Annotated in this window: 27 protein-coding genes; 5 read left to right on the top strand and 22 right to left on the bottom strand. The window is 46.9% G+C overall.

The genetic code is table 11. The annotated features are described in order from the left end of the window. Positions 1-70: 70 nt before the first annotated feature. Positions 71-1105 carry a Fe(3+) ABC transporter substrate-binding protein gene (locus A3224_RS10840; RefSeq protein ID WP_231902364.1) on the bottom strand — a complete coding sequence of 345 codons (1035 nt, stop codon included), beginning with the start codon at positions 1103-1105 and terminating at the stop codon, positions 71-73. Positions 1106-1230: 125 nt separating this feature from the next. Between A3224_RS10840 and A3224_RS10845 the strand changes: the two genes are divergently transcribed. Next, entirely contained in the window at positions 1231-1659 is a 429-nt protein-coding gene (locus tag A3224_RS10845; RefSeq protein WP_067154355.1) for a hypothetical protein, read from the top strand. Positions 1660-2071: 412 nt separating this feature from the next. Continuing rightward, complete coding sequence (locus tag A3224_RS10850; protein ID WP_067154357.1) at positions 2072-2380, top strand: hypothetical protein; 309 nt, start codon at positions 2072-2074, stop codon at positions 2378-2380. Positions 2381-2601: 221 nt separating this feature from the next. Here the strand turns inward: A3224_RS10850 and A3224_RS17125 are convergent, their stop codons facing one another. Then, complete coding sequence (locus A3224_RS17125; RefSeq protein ID WP_197462974.1) at positions 2602-2796, bottom strand: cupin domain-containing protein; 195 nt, start codon at positions 2794-2796, stop codon at positions 2602-2604. Positions 2797-3370: 574 nt separating this feature from the next. Here A3224_RS17125 and A3224_RS16610 point away from each other — a divergent pair. Beyond that, a complete protein-coding gene (locus A3224_RS16610) occupies positions 3371-3973 on the top strand; it encodes a TIR domain-containing protein (protein WP_082817495.1) in 603 nt (200 codons plus the stop codon). 571 nt (positions 3974-4544) lie between these two features. Here A3224_RS16610 and A3224_RS10865 read toward each other — a convergent pair. Then, positions 4545-5117 carry a hypothetical protein gene (locus A3224_RS10865; protein ID WP_067154363.1) on the bottom strand — a complete coding sequence of 191 codons (573 nt, stop codon included), beginning with the start codon at positions 5115-5117 and terminating at the stop codon, positions 4545-4547. A gap of 373 nt (positions 5118-5490) precedes the next feature. Here A3224_RS10865 and A3224_RS17660 point away from each other — a divergent pair, with 373 nt between their 5' ends. After that, a complete protein-coding gene (locus tag A3224_RS17660; protein ID WP_067154367.1) occupies positions 5491-5709 on the top strand; it encodes an OmpA family protein in 219 nt (72 codons plus the stop codon). Between the two features lie 431 nt (positions 5710-6140). Here the strand turns inward: A3224_RS17660 and A3224_RS17420 are convergent, their stop codons facing one another. The 18 genes from A3224_RS17420 to A3224_RS16910 all read right to left on the bottom strand — a co-directional run bounded on the left by A3224_RS17420 (position 6141) and on the right by A3224_RS16910 (position 17361). After that, positions 6141-6266: a hypothetical protein gene (locus A3224_RS17420; RefSeq protein WP_265964969.1), complete on the bottom strand. Its 126-nt coding sequence runs from the start codon at positions 6264-6266 to the stop codon at positions 6141-6143. A 184-nt stretch (positions 6267-6450) separates the two neighbouring features. Continuing rightward, complete coding sequence (locus A3224_RS10875) at positions 6451-6741, bottom strand: hypothetical protein (protein WP_156481467.1); 291 nt, start codon at positions 6739-6741, stop codon at positions 6451-6453. Positions 6742-7081: 340 nt separating this feature from the next. Beyond that, positions 7082-7444, bottom strand: a complete 363-nt coding sequence (locus A3224_RS10880) for a hypothetical protein (RefSeq protein ID WP_067154373.1) — start codon at positions 7442-7444, stop codon at positions 7082-7084. Between the two features lie 315 nt (positions 7445-7759). Beyond that, positions 7760-7900, bottom strand: coding sequence for a cupin domain-containing protein (locus tag A3224_RS17130; RefSeq protein ID WP_197462975.1), 141 nt, complete (start codon positions 7898-7900; stop codon positions 7760-7762). A gap of 75 nt (positions 7901-7975) precedes the next feature. Then, positions 7976-8107 carry a cupin domain-containing protein gene (locus A3224_RS17425; RefSeq protein WP_265964964.1) on the bottom strand — a complete coding sequence of 44 codons (132 nt, stop codon included), beginning with the start codon at positions 8105-8107 and terminating at the stop codon, positions 7976-7978. A 448-nt stretch (positions 8108-8555) separates the two neighbouring features. Continuing rightward, positions 8556-9356: a hypothetical protein gene (locus A3224_RS10890; RefSeq protein WP_231902365.1), complete on the bottom strand. Its 801-nt coding sequence runs from the start codon at positions 9354-9356 to the stop codon at positions 8556-8558. A 334-nt stretch (positions 9357-9690) separates the two neighbouring features. Further along, a complete protein-coding gene (locus A3224_RS10895; protein ID WP_067154376.1) occupies positions 9691-10212 on the bottom strand; it encodes a hypothetical protein in 522 nt (173 codons plus the stop codon). Between the two features lie 78 nt (positions 10213-10290). Further along, positions 10291-10728, bottom strand: coding sequence for a hypothetical protein (locus tag A3224_RS10900; RefSeq protein WP_067154379.1), 438 nt, complete (start codon positions 10726-10728; stop codon positions 10291-10293). A gap of 175 nt (positions 10729-10903) precedes the next feature. After that, positions 10904-11416 carry a hypothetical protein gene (locus tag A3224_RS10905; protein ID WP_067154382.1) on the bottom strand — a complete coding sequence of 171 codons (513 nt, stop codon included), beginning with the start codon at positions 11414-11416 and terminating at the stop codon, positions 10904-10906. 84 nt (positions 11417-11500) lie between these two features. Beyond that, a complete protein-coding gene (locus A3224_RS10910; protein WP_156481437.1) occupies positions 11501-11839 on the bottom strand; it encodes a hypothetical protein in 339 nt (112 codons plus the stop codon). Between the two features lie 77 nt (positions 11840-11916). Continuing rightward, positions 11917-12570, bottom strand: a complete 654-nt coding sequence (locus A3224_RS10915; protein WP_156481468.1) for a hypothetical protein — start codon at positions 12568-12570, stop codon at positions 11917-11919. Positions 12571-12699: 129 nt separating this feature from the next. Further along, positions 12700-13188, bottom strand: a complete 489-nt coding sequence (locus tag A3224_RS10920; RefSeq protein WP_067157876.1) for a hypothetical protein — start codon at positions 13186-13188, stop codon at positions 12700-12702. 93 nt (positions 13189-13281) lie between these two features. Continuing rightward, positions 13282-13656, bottom strand: a complete 375-nt coding sequence (locus A3224_RS10925) for a hypothetical protein (RefSeq protein ID WP_156481469.1) — start codon at positions 13654-13656, stop codon at positions 13282-13284. A gap of 574 nt (positions 13657-14230) precedes the next feature. Further along, positions 14231-14554, bottom strand: coding sequence for a hypothetical protein (locus A3224_RS10930; RefSeq protein WP_067154394.1), 324 nt, complete (start codon positions 14552-14554; stop codon positions 14231-14233). A gap of 88 nt (positions 14555-14642) precedes the next feature. Next, positions 14643-14948, bottom strand: a complete 306-nt coding sequence (locus A3224_RS10935; RefSeq protein ID WP_067154397.1) for a hypothetical protein — start codon at positions 14946-14948, stop codon at positions 14643-14645. A 117-nt stretch (positions 14949-15065) separates the two neighbouring features. After that, positions 15066-15533 carry a hypothetical protein gene (locus A3224_RS10940; RefSeq protein WP_067154400.1) on the bottom strand — a complete coding sequence of 156 codons (468 nt, stop codon included), beginning with the start codon at positions 15531-15533 and terminating at the stop codon, positions 15066-15068. A gap of 32 nt (positions 15534-15565) precedes the next feature. Continuing rightward, a complete protein-coding gene (locus A3224_RS10945) occupies positions 15566-16840 on the bottom strand; it encodes a PIN-like domain-containing protein (protein WP_067154403.1) in 1275 nt (424 codons plus the stop codon). Between the two features lie 149 nt (positions 16841-16989). Further along, positions 16990-17361 (bottom strand): hypothetical protein, encoded by a 372-nt coding sequence (locus A3224_RS16910; RefSeq protein WP_156481470.1) that lies wholly within the window; start codon positions 17359-17361, stop codon positions 16990-16992. A gap of 330 nt (positions 17362-17691) precedes the next feature. Between A3224_RS16910 and A3224_RS10950 the strand changes: the two genes are divergently transcribed. Further along, positions 17692-18054 carry a site-specific integrase gene (locus A3224_RS10950; RefSeq protein ID WP_231902366.1) on the top strand — a complete coding sequence of 121 codons (363 nt, stop codon included), beginning with the start codon at positions 17692-17694 and terminating at the stop codon, positions 18052-18054. 110 nt (positions 18055-18164) lie between these two features. Here the strand turns inward: A3224_RS10950 and groL are convergent, their stop codons facing one another. Then, on the bottom strand, positions 18165-19805 hold the full coding sequence (gene groL / locus A3224_RS10955; RefSeq protein WP_067154406.1) for a chaperonin GroEL: 1641 nt from the start codon (positions 19803-19805) through the stop codon (positions 18165-18167). Between the last annotated feature and the right edge of the window lie 13 nt (positions 19806-19818).

Consider the following 19818-nt stretch of genomic DNA (forward strand, 5'->3'; position numbering starts at 1 on the left):
AGAATCAAAAAACGCGGCTCCCGCCGGAAAGCGGGGGCCGCGCCACAACAATTAATCGGGTCCCACGATTTTAAAAATCGAAGCCCACCTCGTCCACCAGACGAGAGGCAGCAGGTACCAGGGCGCCGATTTCCGTCAGGCTTAAACTATCTTCCTTAAACTCGCCCATATATTCCTCGATCAGCTCGGAGCGTTTCGTACCAGGCCGCACGGGGAATTCGAAGTTTTTCTCCGCATACAGGTACTGGGCTTCAGAGCCACTCAGGAACTCCAGCAATTTGACCGCGTTTTCCCGGTTGGGGGCATACTTGGTGAGCACCGCTCCGGAAACAAACATATGGGTGCCGCGATCCTGCTGGTTGGGGAACACCAGATTGACCGATTTGGCCCACTCAATCTGCTCCGGCTGCTCGGTATTGGTGATCATCTTGCCAAAGTAGTAGCTGTTGCCCAGAGACAGATCGCACACCCCTTCCTTAATCGCTTTTACCTGGGCGCGATCGTTCCCTTGGGGTTTGCGCGCTAGATTCGCTTTCAGTCCCTGCAGCCACTTTTTGGTCTCCGCCTCACCGTGGTGGGCAATCATGGAGGCAAATAAGGATAGATTGTAGGGGTGTTTGCCACTGCGAATGCAGATACGGCCTTTCCACTTGGGGTCCGCCAGATCCTCATAGCGGGTAATCTCACCGGGCTTGACCCGCTCCTTAGAGGCATAGATCAAACGCGCGCGTGTCGTCAGGCCAAACCAATTTCCGTTCTCATCGCGAAACTGTGCGGGGATATTCCCTTCCAGCACGTCACTGCGCACCGGCTGGGTCAAGCCCTTGGCGAGCAAATCCATCAGGTTGCGGGTATCGGAAGTCAGCACCAGATCCGCCGGGCTGTTGCGTCCCTCCCGCTGCAGCCGCTCATTCAGGCCGCTTTTCGCATAAACGACCTTGGTTTCGATGCCAGTTTCCTCTGTAAACTTGTCCAGCACCGGCTCGATCAGAAACGGCTGGCGGTAGGAATAGATATTCACCCGCTCCGCAGCACAAACCGCAACCGCACTGCCCAGTCCTGCAACAAACATTGCGACGAAAGAAAAAGATCGGATACGCATCATTAATCCATGCCCTGCTCCACTTATTTGAGAAGCATTCTCATTTTTACCCCAGATAAAGTCAACTGCCTGCAGTGCCGCCAAATTCCACCTATGCTTAGAAACAAACGGCGACTTGCGGAGGCCCCATGTACCACCACCTAGCACTCATCGCACTCGTACTCACCATCGGCCTAGCCGGCTGCGGCCGCAACAGTGATACCCACGATCCCGGCGATCACCAGACTACACCGCCGGACGAAGGCGCCACCGAGATGATGGAAGAACCGGTTACGCCACCTGCCCCACCCGAATCCGCGGAACCCCCATCTGACGATAGCGCCGCGGCCACCATCTGCACGCCGGAGTGGTTTGTATGGGTACACGAGCAAGTAATAACGATGCAAAACGGCGACATGGCCGACCTCTACCCCGCCGGCCTGCCGGAAGTCGGAACCGATGAATGGTTCCTGGCGATAGACAAACTCACCGGCGGCGACGGAACCCACGGACCTGACGGCGGAAGCGAAGAATGGTGCCGCATGATTCAGCAACGTCTGGAACAGAGCGGGCAGTGAATCATCTGCCCGCTGCGTCTCAATACCAAAGAATTTCTGGTTAATTCGTTCCTGTAGGATAAAGAGGCACCTTACCCGAATGAGGTGCTCGGGCAATGAGATTGAACATTCGAAACCGCCGGATACAAAGACGTGCCCAGCGGAGCGACAGGGAAATACTTGCGCGTTTTCGAAATATCCATCCCACCACCCGAGCACCACGGAACTGCCAACAGTGTTTATACGATTAATCAGAGGTACCTGGGAAACCTCTGAATAATTCATTTCCTGGTAGCAGAGGTTCTTCGGGGGCGGATGTGTTCACGTAAATGAATCAGAGGTTCCCTAGTGCGGAATTCTGCCCGAATAAATATGGGAATTTTGGTCTCCTCACATTATCAATCATTATTCTGGGTAGTGAGAGGAGTTACACATGAGTTTTGTTGCCACGGTATTGCTCGTAAACGCCCTAACCTTTCCCATTCCCCCGAACCTGAACCCCAACACCCCGGCTCCGATTTACGATAGCCCCGATCTGTATGGCGATAAACCCTCCGAAATCGCCCTAGATTACTCCACTATTCGCAGCAAACTACACAACCTCGGTTTTAGACCGATTACCGAAGCAACGTTTGCCGGAGGACGTTGGAAAATAAAAGCGCTTTACGGAGGCAAGCCGCGCGCGCTGGAAGTGGATCCAGACAGCGGCTTAATTATTTCAGACCGCCCGGACCGGAACTGAGGATATCGGTTTTCCCGATGTCCAAAGTGGCCTTTACTCGACGCCAGGGAACGGCACTTACTCTCCTTTGCCGTAATCTGCCATTCCCTGGAAATCCGCAACCACTACCGGCTCATTCCCTACCACCCAGCATCGTGTCCCGTGGGAAGTAACAGCACATCACCGGGCTTACAATCAAACTCTGTGCCGTCATCCATTAATATCCTCAATCTGCCGAAAACTTAATATTGAAAATGCGGTGCATCACAGCTCTGTGTATTTAAAATCGGCCGCACTGATTCCGACCATCGCCAGACCGGCTCGAAAATAGCGCGGCCGACGACACCGCCACCGATCTTCAGCAACTCCACCCGTCCCTTGGGAAACTCTCGCACTTCATCCGGCTCAGAGAAACTTCTAAGTTCTGCCTTATCCATTCGAAAGCCCTATTGCTGACATTGATTGAATATAGGTCGCAACAAAAATTAGCTTAAAAAAAGAAAAACATGATTTACTGTATGTTATCTCGCGCTGCAAAAACAAAAAATGACTAACGTGGCCCTTATATTCACGCATCGAATACAGGGAAGAGTCCACTCAAGCTGAAAATCAGATCATTGAATACAAATATTTTACGGCTGTCTTATGCAGTATTTGACGCCAAAATAGGACGCCAACCCCAAGACAACTCAGAAAAACATGTAAAACCTAACTTGCATCACATACTTTTCATAGCCATATGAAACAATCGGATAGAAACTCGCAGTCCATAAAGTGCTCCCAAGAAATCATCGTGCTGGGATACTCTCTAAGATCCAACAGGTAAATTTTAGTCAAACCACCTATTTCCGTGCCCATATTGCCCAGCACCGTCAATCACTGAGCATTTAAACAAGAAAATTTGAACTGCGCTATAGCAGCAGTTCCAATAAATAAATAGAGACCTACCTTCTACTGCCGCACTTATTCGAATTAATTAAAGTCTAACTCATCAAACCGAAAGGTATTCATATGGACAACACGCTCATTCTACTCAGTTTTGCAATGGTTAATCACGGCTCTACATTTGCCCATTGGCTACGGGACAAATTAATGAAACATTACAATTTGTATCACGTAAATGCTGTATACCTAGATTCTGTTGTATCCCGATCTGGTAATACCATGCATGCAAATACATTTGGAAATGCTGTCCCGCCCCCAAATGTCGCTTTTGTCTCACCAGATTATCGCTCACATATGCGATCCCCAACGGGAGCCATACCCATTGGCGCCAGAAGAACTGACTGGAATGAGCTCTACACCAAGGCCATGTCAGAAGCCAAAGCGATGATTTTTGTGTATACAGACGAATTTGCCCACAGCCAGTGGTGCATGCAAGAGTGGAGCCAGTTCATAAGCGAAAGCAAACGCCGCCCACTACAAAGACCGCTTAAAGGTATTGTTCTAGATCTCTCAGGAAATTCATCCTTAGTACTAAATGGCGTCCCTGTTCAACGAGTAAGTGCCGCAAAGTTCCAAGCGAAACATGATCCTCTAGCCTGGGACAAAGGCGATTTTATTATTACAGAATCCGCTCTTCAGTCACTGATCGACGCCATAGGCGATCTGTAATTAAAAAGACTGGTAAACTGTCTTTCTATAAATTTAACCGTACGCGACCGATTAAAATCAGAGCATGTTAAACCAATTAACGCAAAGTCTTAGACTTTCTAAAGAAAGAAGATGCAACCCGAGACAGTGAATATAAAAAATATCTAAGGAACAACAGATTATTTCGTTCCTGAATAATAAAGAAACGTCCAAAATGAGAATCACAGGCTGCGGGGTGGATTTTTCAAAACTATCGGGCACAAGGGCATATCCGTCGGCGCTACAGGGAAGCACCCGTGCGTTTCCGAAATATCCATCCATTGTTTAAGCGCCCAGAAGCAATGACAGCACTCAAACGAACCCATCAAGCGCTCTTGATGATTAGTACCCGTTCTCGAGTAGCTAAGGATCAATCTGCACCTCTACCCGAATCGAAACATCGAATGCCACTTCAAATTTCTGATTGATACTGTCCATTCAACCCACTCAACATACCAACTACTCAGTGATGGTAACTTTTACCTATGGCCGCGCATATACTACATGCTCATTTTTCCCATCCTTCATTTGTAGGCGTTCATTACTCTCCACCCTAAACTATAATCCAGCCATTTATCGATAAATTTTCAGAATTCTGCACGCAAAGGTAATTATCATACCGATAATAAGTGAAAAATTTATCTGTCGCCTCAGAAATGAGATTTTCCTTATTCAGTATATGCCCAATAACTTCATCTTCGATATCCGCCACTCTAATCGGTCTCACACTTCCCGCTTTCGAAAATAAAAAACCAACCGCTTTGCGTTCTACATAAATTTCAAAAGATTCTGAAGCCAATCCGAAAAAATGCCCCCTATCATCAATAGTATAATTATATGAAGGATGAACATCTGCGCAGACAACCTCAAAAGTTCCTTCTATTTTGTCGCATTCAACATCGACAGAAAATGAATCCATCCAGACAGGAGAATTATGGGCCAATCCCCACACGGCCCTATCCAGCCCCAAAGGCTCTATATACCCGGAAAATCTGTCATGAAATTCTAGCCAGTCTGGAATACATGGATATTCATTATCAGACAGAATGCGCTCTATCTCTCTAGTCGGAATAGAGGGCACCCGTTCGAGAGTCGCCAGATACTTTTTTGCCCTGTCAGTCAACATCTTTTCTTCCTTATATCAATAATGGAGACCACCACCCGAGGACATTTCACACGGTTTATAAGTTGCAAAAAGATCACGCACATGGATACAGCTTCTTTTATCTAGCCTAACGTCTTTCGATCAAGTTACTGGTTCATCAAAAGAGCACCCTCCTTCAGTTGCCGGCATAAAGACAGAATATCCGCAATCAACAGTGCCAGGTCATCCTGGGGAAGCACTATTGGAATAAAGGGCCACGGAGAATAGTCTGCTCCTGCAATTGATACGGAACCGCAATTTACATCTTATCGCACTGATGACCACCAACTAGCGAGACTCAAGCAGTTAGAAATCGGTCCGAATCGCTAACACTACCTGAACCGCAAACCCGAAAGTGGAAATTGCGGGCCACACAGACAGCCGCGGCAACGACGACTACAACCTACAACTATCCAGTGAACGAGCCGAAGCTGTATGCGCTTTCCTAATCCAAAACGGGGTCGATGCCACCAGATTGACAGCAAAAGGTTATGGAGAACAACAACCGGTAGCAAGCAATGAGGCTGAAAGCCGTCGCGCCCAGAACCGGCGGGTAGAAATGCGCTTCTGCTGAGCAGTCAGCGAGAAGTAACTTTTCAGCCGGGCTTGCTCACAGTGTAAGTAGCGAACAAGCCCGGCCAGCATAGATACCTCGAATACCTACACACCCAATCAAGTCGGGGCGCTCTTGCCTACAGGTAGTGGCGAAGCAAAGACACCCCAGCTGATAGCCACCTCATTCTCATCCATATCGTCCACAGATACAGTGGATAACTCTATGTATATTCCGCTTACAAACGCCTCCAGCGCCCGTATAACCAGCACAACCCTTTTGTGGAGAAAATTTAACCAACGCTATAAATACTGACAAATCAACAAATTACGGGCCACACTAAAAAAACCTTGACAAAAGCGAGGTTAACTATATGCAAATACCGAATCTTGTACGACATAGCCCCAACGACTCTATGAACGCTCGCAGAAGGGCGCTCCCGGGTACTGATCTCATTCTATCAACATCAGCTCGTTGAGCAGAACCAGGAAAGCCGAGGCCAGCCCATCAAATCCTTGATCAGAAAGGATTTCAGCCATAGCTGATATTGCTGCTGTATTCTCATTATCGTGGGTCACGGTTATCTCCTTTTAGACTGAATGTTTGGCGACTATCAGTCTAACCGTGGCCCGCTCCTAGATCACGCGCGGGTAAACTAACAGAAAGGATGATTCACTACCCCGCAATATGCGCACAAGATAAGATATCCCGCGAAGGGACAAAGACCTGGAGCAAACGGCCCGGCCTTGTTATGAATAGCCACTACGCAGCCAGCTTTTGTGCCGCCAAAACTATGGCAACAAAGAGCCCAAGGTAGTATGCGTTCCACAAGTTGAACTGCTTATCACGTAGTTTCTGGATACCGCCAAACAGTAGAAATATAGAAGGTATAAGAACGAAGTTCATTAAAAGGCCAAATATTACGGGTAAAACTGCTGCCTCATTTTGAATGATGGCAACTGGAGCCAGTGAAACTAGCACACCGACGACAGCCAGTGCAATTGCGATTTCCTTAGGGAATTTCTTCTTTTCTTCCATTTCTACATTATTCACTTCAAGTCACTAAGATGCATAACACTGCCAGCAGGAGCACGAAAACCGCAGCAAAGCGGCGAGTTTTGTGTCCCTCTGACTGGCCTTGTCAGGTGCTAGATTCACGCTATTCATGGACACTTTTAAAACGCCATTCACTTTCTAAAGTTTTTCCTTTCCTCGAAAAACACTATCGCGAGATTCCGCGAAGGACTACTGCGCCAAAAAAAACGGTTTGGCGCAACTCCGCTCGGAACGTCGGCTTTATTTCCCCGTATAGCAAGCTGCGAAAAAAGAAGACTAAATATGTACGACCCCATAAACTTACTTTTAAATTAGCGAGAGTTCAATTTTTCTATGGCTATAACTTAAAAATGAAAAAGAAGACAACACCCAGGGAAGCAGCCAATAACCCACCGACAGTGCCATAGGCTGCAACTCTTTCAAACCCATTTGCATATGACCTGACATCCAGCCCCGGGTAGATTAACTGAAACCTTTCAAGCTTCTGAACGCGACGCATTGTGCAAGCCCAGGCAAATATTGCGGTATTGATAAAACCAAAATCGATGGTACCACTCTCCCAATATTCTCCGGTTGCCTGCAGTTTTTTCTTAAGGCGACGAGTTAGCGTTAGGCGGAGAAGCAGAAGACCGAGCATCATGCTTGCCACACCTCCGAGGGCTATGACGGCAAAAAATAGCATCAAAGAATGATTATTCATGATTACCACTAGTCATATATCCACCCAACAATTTCTTTGACTCCATAGCCCACTCCAACGGCGGCTGAACCTCCCACAAAAACGCCAACAATAAACCCAACAGACGTCATCGCTATAAGCGTACCAACCAATACCCCAGTAGCAATGCCGGCCCCAAATGAAACGCTCACAACAACCGCTTTTCGCTACCAATCTAAATCTTTGTTCCTTCAACTATTGTAAACACTGTTAGCACGTAGATAGCCATCGAGCGCGATAGTGCCAGGGTCCACCACCCTGCCAACCTTCGCAAGACATTTTATCCTAGCTTTTCCATCACGTTTTCAATTGGTGGGTGTCCAGTTTTGTCACCACAGGCTCATCCCCAACCACCCAGGCATCGCGTCCCGTGGGCAGCAACAGAACATCACCGGGTTTACAACCGATTTCGGTACCGTCGTCCGTTAATACCCTCAATCTTCCGGATATTTGATATTGAAAATGCGGAGCATCACAACTCTGTGTATTTAAAATTGGCCGCACTGATTCCGATCAACGCCAGCCCGGCTCAAAGACAGCGCGGCCGACAATCCCACCGCCTATCTTCAGCAACTCCACCCGCCCCTTGGGAAACTCACGCACTTCATCCGGCTCAGAGAAACTTTTCAGTTCTGCCTTATCCATCCGAACTTCCCATTGCTGCCATGGGTTGAACACAGAGTCATCGGATACACTTGTGCAGGCGATTTTCCGGGTTTTCTATGGTTAGTATCTATAGTAGCCCCTCAAGATAAAATCAGTACATTTTCTTATACCAAGGCTCCATTAAGAATTGGAGTATGCCACATTAATATAAAATGCCGTATTTCTTGATTTTGTTGTATTCCAGTTCGGGAATAACCTATGTAAAGGAATCTCTGATTAATTCGCGTGAACACTATGGTAGTTTCCGGGGCGCTCAGGCAGCAAGACGGATATTTCGAAAACGCACGAGTACTTCCCTGTAGCTCCGACGGATACATCCCTGTATCCGACGGTTTCGAAATATCCGTCCTATCACCTGAGTTTCACATCCACCCCGAAGCGCCTCTGCTACCAGAAAGTGACTTAATCAGAGGTTCCTTAAATACAATTAGCACGGCACCACCGAGAAGGCAGAACCGATCGCATTAGAAATGCCATTTAAAATTTCACTCGTGATCCTTGCTTTATTAAATACAATATCTAATAGTACAGCAAAAATCACCGATATATAGGCCAGATACCCAAACCCCATATAATCATTATACAAAATTGTATAAAACCAATCCTGACCCCAAATATATATAGATGAAGATATTATCGTTGATAATAGCAAAAGCATTCCTGGTAAAAACAGGTGGACAACAGCTTTCGGCTTAGCAAAAGATATTCCCAAAAGAATCAAAAACATTACAAAATTAGTGCCAAGAAATATCCGAAGGTCTACTTTTAAGTTACCCACAATTTCAACATATTTACTCTTTACAATATCACCTAACGTGTTTTGAGCGATCTCAATACTTTTAATACGCTCTAAATAGTCAGACGTTATAGATTGCGCCAAAATTTTCTTTTTTTCACAATCATAACCGCACATTGCGGCAACTATACTCGCAATCTTCTCGGGTAGCTTATTGTCGATATTCTCTTGAATTTTTTCCTTTTCAAACCCCAGCCTACTAGCAATATTCAAAGCCTTGGTAGCGACATCAGATTCTGTCAAAACTTGATGCTTTTCACGGATTTCTTTCTCAATTTGATATTTTACAAAACCCTTGGCTGAATGCTCGATTCTCTCAGGAGAAACAAAGGTTACAGAGAGCAAGACTCCAAATAATAGGACACCGAAAACTCCAATTGATCTTAACGTTATATTCATAATTTCCTTAGGGTAAAACTGATCATTATCCAATGTTGAAAACTCTCCTAGGCATGTAACTCCCACGGTAGGGGCGGCTTACCTTATTCGCGATTTGCGGCTGGTTTGGAGCGCCTTCCAGCGGAAGGCCAGTCCGACAACAGCGCCTTGTTAAGGAACCTCTGATTAATTCGCGTGGACACTATGGTAGCTTCCGGGGCGCTCAGGCAATAGGACGGGCATTTCGAAAACGCACGAGTACTTCCCTGTAGCTCCGGCGGATACATCCCTGTATCCGACGGTTTCGAAATGCCCGTCCTATCACCTGAGCTTCACATCCGCCCCCGAAGCGCCTCTGCCACCAGAAAGTGACTTGATCAGAGGTTCCTTAACTCTGCTCTGGATATAGCTCTTGAACCTTCTTCTCAAGAAACTCACCAAGCTCACCATACCCATTAAGCATATTCGAACACCAGATTTTCCCAATGCCATCAACCACAATGAAGTCAGCTTGGAGTAGTTTCGAGTAACCTACATCTATGAGATTACCCCACGGCTCTTTCTTTGTTCCCACCAAGGGGCTTTTATAATAAACGAATTCGTCATCGTAGCTAAACCTTACGAAGAAAGCTTGGTAAGGGAAAAATATGGCACCCGAAACAAAACCCAATGCAACAAGAAACGCCGGTATTTCTTGACCTTTATATGATTGGGAAACTGCATAGACCACGAAAACGGAAAAAGGAATTAGCAGCAAAGCAAATATCTTGAAAGGCTTCCCGTAATGTAGATGTCTTATACTGCCTTCATGCTTTCCTTGATCTTTAGTGAATGCGACTAACGCCCAGACAAAGAGTCCGCCCGCTAACCCGCTAAGTATTGGTCTTACCCAGTTAAATATTTCTTCCATGCGGCCTCATAGAGTTAACGCTTGTAGCAGTTGCGCGAGCTTTTTTCGCGTCGACTGCCTGTGATTGTTATGCGAGGTCTAGCAATAAAGCTTGGCCTCGTGCAAGTCATTAGTTAAAAGTTTTTTTAACTGACTACAAAATTCAATGAAAGCCTGCATCTCGGGTTTGAGCTCAACCTTAACACAAGCGATTTCTTCAGTACGGCAGCCCGTATAGGGATGATCTGCGAACTCAACTTGAACACCTGCGCGATAATTTGAGAGTGAGTAGAACCGAAGAGAGAATAGTTTGTTTATCAAATTCCCCTCGCCATCCCAATAACCCCCAAAGATTTCTGGAGGGTTTTCGGTGGTTTTTGCAAAGTGCTCTAACTGCTCGGAAAACTCAATGACTTGAGATACGTTAAACCAAGCTTCGCCCGTACCTGAAAACCCTCGTACTGAAACGATTCCTTTCAAACCTACGGTCCCATCATCTTCAACATCTGCAGTGATTACCAAATAGTTGTCTTTCATTTATTTCACATAACTCCTTGCTCAGCGGAAGTCCAACGTTTGATATCCGGTTGTTGTGTCATGCTTCACTCCATCTGATGAAGCGACTTTACCATGTGCAGTTATTTACTGGGTCATTACACGGAGGCCGCGCCTTTTGCGGCCAGAGTGAACTTGAGTAACTTGTTACAAGGCATTACTGTTCCATAAGGTCGACTATACGGCCGTTTTCTAATTTTACTGGACCGTAGTATTTATCTGGTTGCTCCAGATATTGCTCGAGTTGAGAGTTGCATGCTTGCAGGTGCTTCTTGAGTACTTCGATATCATTTGTTTCGAAGTACTCACCTTCATCGATTATTTCAATGGACTCGAACAATTCAATATTTGACCGAAGGAATTCGACTAATAGAACGTGTATTTCGACGGGAGCAAATTGAGTTTTTGTAAACTCTTGAATATAGAGATCCCTATCGAACTCCAAGCGGAATGGCTCACAAGCTTCATGTGGAAATATCTCAATACCTTTAACTGGGCCTATGTAGTCCCAATCTTCTTCATTGCGGGTTCTTTCGAGCTTTATCTCTTGCTCAGAGATTAGCGCGAAAGGCCATTCCATTTCTTTAGCAAACGCCTCAGCATTTGAGCAGATTGCATTATAGGAGGCTTCGTCTTTTAATTTTCCCTCAAAATGTACAGTAATTCCCACGCTCTCTCCTTATGCCTTGTAACGCCTATATAACCGGCGCGCTTTAGCGCGTCCGGCGCCGTAGGCGCGAAGTTGATTGACTTGTTATGTGTTGATCGCAAGCTCGGGATAACTTTCACGCTCATGCCTTAGAAATACAATATGTTTTAAATGAGGGATTTCATTCGGAACCTTTTGCTCCGAATCTCGAAATCGCACCACTATGTACTCTTCCTCTATCTTCGTTGGCGGCTCAAAATCAGCAATTAATTCTGCGGCTGCTTCCGAAAGTAGCTCCCATTGTGACTCCTTTGCTACCTCTGAACCGAATACGCAACGCCACTTAACAACATTATTTGATTTCTCTACCGATACAGCCCTAAGACCCCTCGTGATACGGCCTAGTAAAGCTCTTTGTGCTGATAACCTAAGATGCTCGTCCATGCTTACCTTACACATAACGCCGTGCTCTGCGGCAAATTTGGAGCGAAGCGGAAAATTTGTCCGGCAGCAGCGCCTTGTTATGCGAATTCTGCAAGCTGAACATCCGTTGGCTCCAATTTCTTCAATTCACGTGATTTATTTACTATTTCTTCTATGAATCGGAGCGCATCCTCGCCTGACTCGAGTAATTTAACCATTCGAGATGTGAATTCTTTAAGCTCTATCGCCCACTCTGTATCGTGAGGGTTGCTTAGCACCTGATTGAAATATGAAATAGCTTCGTTTCTGTTTTTAGTCATAACACATGACATACCTTGATGAAATTCACCCCATAACGTTGGCCGATGGTTCTGCAACGAAAAAATTACGTACTCTTTTACTGATTTCGGGCTAGATAGCTGCTCTCTAATTTCTAACACTTTAGCTTTGGCAATTTCTGCGAACTCTTGAGCTTTAGGCTCAAACTGCTCATCTGATTTATATTCGACAAAACCTGCTTCTCTATATCCAATATCGAAAGATAGGTGTTCTTTGGGGCACCACTGAAAATTAATACCCACATTTAGGTAAGTGCCTTTTGACCATGAAGAAGGTTGAAATTCGATTACAGTAATCCACCATCCATTGTCATCAAGCCAAACCCTCGATTGGCCTTTTCGCTCAACACCAACAGGCTTCAAAGCCTGCCTTGCTACTCTGTTGATAATTTTACTGTGTGGAGGTGTACTCATGATCTTGTTTTCGCATAACGCCGCAGTAAATTGCAGCTATGTAGTTGGTTGATTTTGGTGGCAGCGTAGCGACCGCCACCAAAACCAAGCAACGGAATAGCTGTCAATTTGACTGCCTTGTTAGCACTGTTATCTTGCCTCTTGCTCTAAAAACAAAGGAAGCCTAGAAAGCTCCTGGTTTAGCTCAGGAATTTTACCTGCAAAATAGAGTTTGAATGTGTCTTCTACTGTTTGTTGTCGCTCAGCGACATATATAGATACCCACCTTACCTCCTTTTCCTTGCCTAGGCCGAACATAGATTTGACCATTTTAGGCTGAACAATTCCGACCAAATAGGCATATTCGTTAGGTTTGCCAATGACAGAGACCCAATAGTCTATTTTGCTCTCCTTGTTTTTCACGGAGATAGTTGGTTCAGACCCACCTGTATTTTTACCTACTTGCTCGACCCAAGGAAATTTTTGGAATTCATCGATGAATATCTCGTAAGTGGCCTCACCTTTGAGATCATATTGATCGAAATCATACCCTGCTTGCTGGATGTCATAGGTAAAGGGACCTGCCATGGTATTTGTAGCCAGTATTATTCCGATTATTGTAAAAATTACTCGATTCATATTGAGTGCTAACGCCGCCAGCACAGGCCGAAGCACGCAGTGCGGAGGTCCAGCCCACGAAGTGGGCGATTGTGCCTGGCCTTGTTATGCATTTTACTCTGCGACCTCGATTAAACTGCTTACATTGCTCTCAACGTCTTTTTCAGTACCGAAACCATACTGCCAAACAGGAAATGGCGACATTAAAAGGGTAACCCAGCCCTGCATAGACGTGACTTTAACAGTGCCTAGCTCGTTGCTCTCTGCTGTAACAGTATAGGTATCTACACAGTGCGTTGGAATAATGCCTAGAGAAAGCACATAAAAGAGTGGCTCGAAACAATGAGCCCCTTCTGGCCATTCATTTTGTTTCTTGATAGAAACCTTTTCGCCTTCTGGCAATTTCTTCAATTCTCCTTCTGGAACAACTTTGTATGATGCGCAGCTCGACAGAAAGAGAGTTAAAATTATCGCAATATATCTATTCATAGTGCATAACGCCGCCGGCAGGGGCGGATTACCTTGTGCGCGATTTGCGCGAAAAGGGAGCGCAGCGACCCGCGCAAAACGTGCGTAAGGTGAGCTGTCCCGCGGAGGGCTGCAGGCCCGGAGCAAACTGCCCGGCATGGTTATGAGTTTCCACGATTTCAGTGGGCACCGTATTCTCCCAAGCTTGGAAAAGCCATCGTGATTACAACGAGAGCAAACATTACTAAGGACTTTATTAAAAGCTCGACTCTTGATCTACGCCAAACTTCGGGTGAACCCTCCATGTTGCTCCACTCTCCCGGCATATCATCATCTAGTGTGATTAAGTGACCGATCACAGCCCACACCGAAAGACCGCAAAGTGTATAGATATACGCAACACCCGCGAAAATTGACAGCCCAACTACAACGACAAGAACAAATAAGCTTGATAGAAATATATTGTATTTCTCATTCACAATGAAACCTATTCATTCGGACTCATAACGTCTGTGATTTGAGGCGAACGATAGTGAGTCCTAGGCCTGCCGCGTTAGCGGCGCTTTTGCCTGCACAACATTCGCTTGTTAAGTGGCTAGTTGCAGATAGCAAAACCACTGTAAGTACCATCCCATTCGGTTAATGGCAGAGTATAAACCTCCAGAAAATCTGGTTTTCCTTCGCTCATTTCAATATGGGCTGATAGTACTAATCCGCTCTGTAGTTCGATCTGACCAAGTAGATCTAAAACTTGAATTCCACAATCTACTTTACCTTTGATAGGCATGAAATTCACAAATAGACCCGGACCGGTATATTCACGACTTTTCACTTTCAACTCATCGATAACGTCGAGTATTAGGGGTTGATGTTTTCCTATTGCAGACACTATCGACTTTTCAAATTCGTCTAGTTCCATGGCCACTTAACGCTTAGGTAACCGGCACCGGAGCGCCAGCGAAGGGAACCAAAAGCGGTACGCTTTTGGTGTCCGGTTTACCGCTTGGTTAAAGGCTGGCCAAATCAAAAGAATCAGCCTCCACTTCGATACAATCCCCAGATTGCATCTCCAGTCTATAGATACCGCAACTATATGATGCAGATAGCACTGAATTGGACGGCCCCCACGCTTCTTTATGCTGCATTATAAAGCTGGTGACTCCCAGAAAGCTCAAGACGTGCGGAGCGGCCTCTTTTGTAGAATCCGTGAACACCGCAAGACGCAACTGAATTGTCTTCTCAGCCCACTTGGCCTCTGCCGATTCAAGCAATGCATCATGCAAAGGAAGCTGGTCAAACTCAGATTTAGCCATAGAACAGTCTTGGCCCTTTAACGCCTAGTTCAGCGGGCCCGAATGCGGAGCGGTAGATTGCGCAACAATGCCGAAGGCATGCGCAAGCTGCCGCGGAGCGTTCGGGGTCCGCTGGAACTACTTGTTAAGTGCATTTGCACAGTATGCCTCTTTGCCGAACTTGGCTGCGGCATAAACGCAGGCCGCAACCAGACCAATTATTGAACCCGCCTCAAAACCAAGATTGCTCCCAATAGCAGCAGAAATAAGGCCAACAAAGGTTGTGGTGGTTGCGGACGCTGAATCGTTGAGCTTTCTTCGGAGGTTCTCGTACTTCGGGTCTTCTGTGCAGAGAAAGATATGGAACTCTTCTTTGACTCGCGGCCACCATTCTTTTGGAGGCAATTCTTCCCTTGAGCGCGTGTGATATCCCTTCAGCAGCTTTTCTTTGTCTTTCGGTGGAAGTGCGGCAAACACCTTTGGTGCGCCTTCTACCATTAAAGCGGCAACATCATCCAGGGTGAAACGATCACCGAAATCAAGCAACGCTGTTTGCGGCGCTTGAGCCATCAGCTGGAGAAAATCAATGTTCAATAGCCAGTTCATTTCTTCACTTAACGCAAAAATCAGCGGCGAGTTTACGAGTCCGCTGGATTGTCTTGTTCAATGATTTTCATTCGATGGGCGACCTCTTTTTCAAGCTCCATCATATGGAGTTGAATCTCTTTACACCTCATAGATGAATCTTTAAGGTTACTTCTAACTTTAGAGTATTCTTCAGATAGAGCAGCATAGTGATCCATGAAAGGTTCAAAATCGGGGTTATCTACACCCTCTCTCAACAAATGCTCTTGATGATGCCGCATGTCGCTTCTTACTGACTCCAACTCTTTCATACGCTGCTGCAACATTCGGCGTTCTTCTTCATACGCCATCATTCTACTCTTACTTTGTTCTAGCTCTTGAAACAAATGGCTCATCTCATTTTTTCGCCGTTTTATGAATTCCATTTCTCTCATTCGCTTTTGAGCCAGCTTGTCCCTTCTCCTAACTTCCCGAATCTCTTCAACTATTTCATCACTAACTTGCTCATCTAGATTTTCTCTAGCCAACTCAAGAAAGCGGTCAGCTTGATACATGTGAAAAGTATTGTTTGCACGATCTTTGAATTCTTTTACCAACTCGGGGCGCGGCCCAACGGTCTTACCTTTAAACTTTTCCCACCAGTCTTCTTTTTTATCATCAGTTACTAAAACTACACCTTTTCCGGAAGCTACTGCTTGATCGATTACTTGTGTCCAAACAATTAGGTCTCCATACTTCCTGCACTTCTCTGTGAATATATCACTGTCACCGGATTTAGCGCCATCCTTAAATCCAGGTGGTATTTTTTGCTTATATCTTTCTTCTCCCTCGGCAATCAATTCAACAAGCCTTTCCTTATCATATGGCTGTCCAACTCTACCCTCAAATATCTCAGAAACCGACGATTTTATTTCGTCATTTGAGATTCTATTGGTATGAACCGACCGGTTCTTATCTAGCTCTTCGCAAAGCTCATCAAATACTTTGCTTACTTTAGACATGGTTCGGTTGCTGACAAAGGGATGCTGGCGTGCGTTCTCAAGATCGCTTCGTAGCGACTGAATCGACCTTTTTGTCTCATCGTACGATCTTTCTTGCTGATCTATAACGGAAAGTCGATTGTTCAAATACTCATCAGCTGCTCTATGAGGAAGCCAAACTCGATCTTTAATCTTCTCCAGAATTCTTAGAAATTCTTTGCGAGTAGTATCAGAATAACGATATAGATTAAGAAGGATATTCGCATCAAAAACAAACAATGAGGTATCCCAAACCTCGCGAAGCTTTCCTTCACTTTCTTTAAAATGGCCTGGAAACAAATCCTTCATTCTATCTCCTCATTGAACGCCCGCAGCAGGGGCGACCAATGCCATGCATATATTGTGCTAAAAAGGGAGCGCAGCGACCAGCACAATATGTGCATGGCGTTGGGCGTCCCGCGGAGGCCCGAAGGGCCGGAGCAAACTGCCTGCGTTTGTTAAGCATTGAAGGCCCTGCGCTCTCCCTGAAAACCTCTGGCTTTGCCTTTATGGCTACAACCTGGAAATGCCCAGCCACGAGAGAATGTATTTTTATACTTATTTTCCTGCTGTTTCGAGATGCCGCTGGATTTGGCACTTAAATTGGTTGGATAGCCTCCACCTGCAGGTACGTTAAAATTGAACTCAATTTTGCAATTGAGGCAATTTAACTCAAGCGGAGTTGAAACAACTATTGGCAGCAACTGCCCATGGCCATCTCTTTGTTCCATACCACATTCTCTTACTTGGATAACGTCATTATCTAAAGGGATCGTACTAGCTAGCAACAGGCCAGGAAAAATTCCAATTATGAGCGGTAAGAATTTCATTACTTGTGATGCTTAACAGTTTTATTCAAAAGCCAATGGCTCTATATCACCTTGGCTCTTGTTCACAGGCGCGCAATACCACATTCTAGAAAATCTCCATTAAAATCAATTAGATAACTTACGAGTCAATCTAACTTCCGGAGTTAAACGAGCCTGGCGCTCTGTTATCTTTTTGTTTACTTGGCGCCAAGTTTTATCACTACGTCCTTTAAAGTCAATAACTTAACCGCTGTTCAGCGGTGAACAATAGCCACTGGCTACTGATCACGGTCTTGACATCGTCATTCTTGCGGAAATACTGTATATAAAAACAGTTCCAGGAGCTCTACCATGGTCATGGATGACGTTCGCCCCAGAATATCCGCCCAACCAGTGCGTTTTTTAGACAGGCTACGACTACATATTCGCCAGAACGGCTTGGCATTTACGACCGAGAAGACCTATGTCCATTGGGTGCGGCGCTTTATCTGTTTTCATCAAAAACGGCACCCTCAGGAAATGGGCTCTGCGGAGGTGGAGCACTTTCTCACACATCTTTCCCAGCAGAGGGATTGTTCGGTAAATACCCAGAGGGTTGCATTGAACGCCCTGGTTTACCTGTATAAGTGCTTCATTGGCAAGGGGGTGTTGAGCCCAATGGATCGGATGCAGCCGCCGGGTGGGACTGCAATTGCAGAAGCGGGAGCGGCCTAGTGTCTCGCTTCATGGTACCGAATGAAGGATTACGAGAAGGGAGTCGGACCAATACAAAAAAGCCCCGCAATTGCGGGGCTTTTTCTTTGGTATAGCCGGATCAGGCTGGCTTACATCATGCCGCCCATGCCGCCCATACCACCCATGCCGCCCATGTCAGGCGCAGCCGGTTTTTCTTCCGGGATCTCGGAAACCATGGCTTCGGTGGTGATCATCAGACCGGCGATGGAAGCAGCCGCCTGCAGTGCGGTGCGGGTTACTTTGGCCGGGTCGAGGATACCCATTTCCAGCATGTCACCGTACTCGCCGGTAGCGGCGTTGTAGCCGAAGTTGCCGGAGCCTTGTTTCACTTTGTCGACCACAACGGAGGCTTCTTCGCCGGCGTTGGTAACGATCTGACGCAGCGGCATTTCCATGGCGCGCAGTGCGGCGGCAATACCATGGTTCTGGTCTTCGTTGTCACCGGTTACCTTGATAGCCTGGGTAGCGCGAACCAGTGCGGTGCCACCACCAGGTACCACGCCCTCTTCCACTGCGGCGCGGGTTGCGTGCAGGGCGTCTTCTACGCGTGCTTTCTTCTCTTTCATTTCCACTTCAGTGGCGGCGCCAACTTTGATCACTGCAACACCACCGGCCAGCTTGGCCACGCGCTCTTGCAGTTTTTCTTTGTCGTAGTCGGAAGTGGATTCTTCGATTTGAGTGCGGATCTGAGCAACGCGGGCTTCGATGTCTTTCACATCGCCGGCGCCATCGACGATCACAGTGTTTTCTTTGGACAGAGTCACGCGCTTGGCGGTACCCAGGTGCTCCAGAGTGGCGCCTTCCAGTTCCAGGCCAACTTCTTCAGAGATCACGGTGCCGCCGGTCAGGATGGCGATGTCTTGCAGCATGGCTTTGCGACGGTCGCCGAAGCCAGGTGCTTTAACAGCGGCAACTTTAACGATACCGCGCATGCTGTTGACAACCAGAGTGGCCAGCGCTTCGCCTTCTACGTCTTCAGCGATGATCAGCAGCGGCTTGGAAGCCTTGGCTACTTGCTCCAGCAGCGGCAGCAGGTCGCGGATGTTGGAGATTTTCTTGTCCACCAGCAGGATGTAGGGGTTTTCCAGCTCGGCGGTCATGCTTTCCTGGTTGGTGATGAAGTAGGGAGACAGGTAGCCGCGGTCGAACTGCATACCTTCTACCACATCCAGTTCGTTTTCCAGGCCGGAACCTTCTTCTACAGTGATTACGCCTTCTTTGCCAACTTTTTCCATGGCCTGCGCGATGATGGAGCCGATGCTCTCGTCGCTGTTGGCGGAGATAGTACCTACCTGGGCAATGGATTTGCTGTCTTCACAGGGAGTGGACAGGCCTGCGATGTGTTCAACAGCGGCGGCTACGGCTTTGTCGATACCGCGTTTCAGGTCCATCGGGTTGAAGCCGGCGGCCACGGACTTGAGGCCTTCGCTGACGATTGCCTGGGCCAGTACGGTGGCAGTGGTGGTACCGTCACCGGCGGCGTCGGAAGCTTTGGAGGCCACTTCCTTCACCATCTGTGCGCCCATGTTCTCGAACTTGTCTTGCAGTTCGATTTCCTTGGCTACGGATACACCGTCTTTGGTCACGGTGGGAGCGCCGAAGGACTTGTCCAGTACTACGTTGCGGCCTTTCGGGCCCAGGGTGGTTTTCACTGCGTCAGCCAGAATATTCACGCCTTTCAGCATTTTCTGGCGGGCGTCATCACCGAATTTTACGTCTTTAGCTGCCATGATTTTGTTCCTC

It is taken from the genome of Microbulbifer thermotolerans (assembly GCF_001617625.1).
GTDB classification, from domain to species: Bacteria; Pseudomonadota; Gammaproteobacteria; order Pseudomonadales; family Cellvibrionaceae; genus Microbulbifer; species Microbulbifer thermotolerans.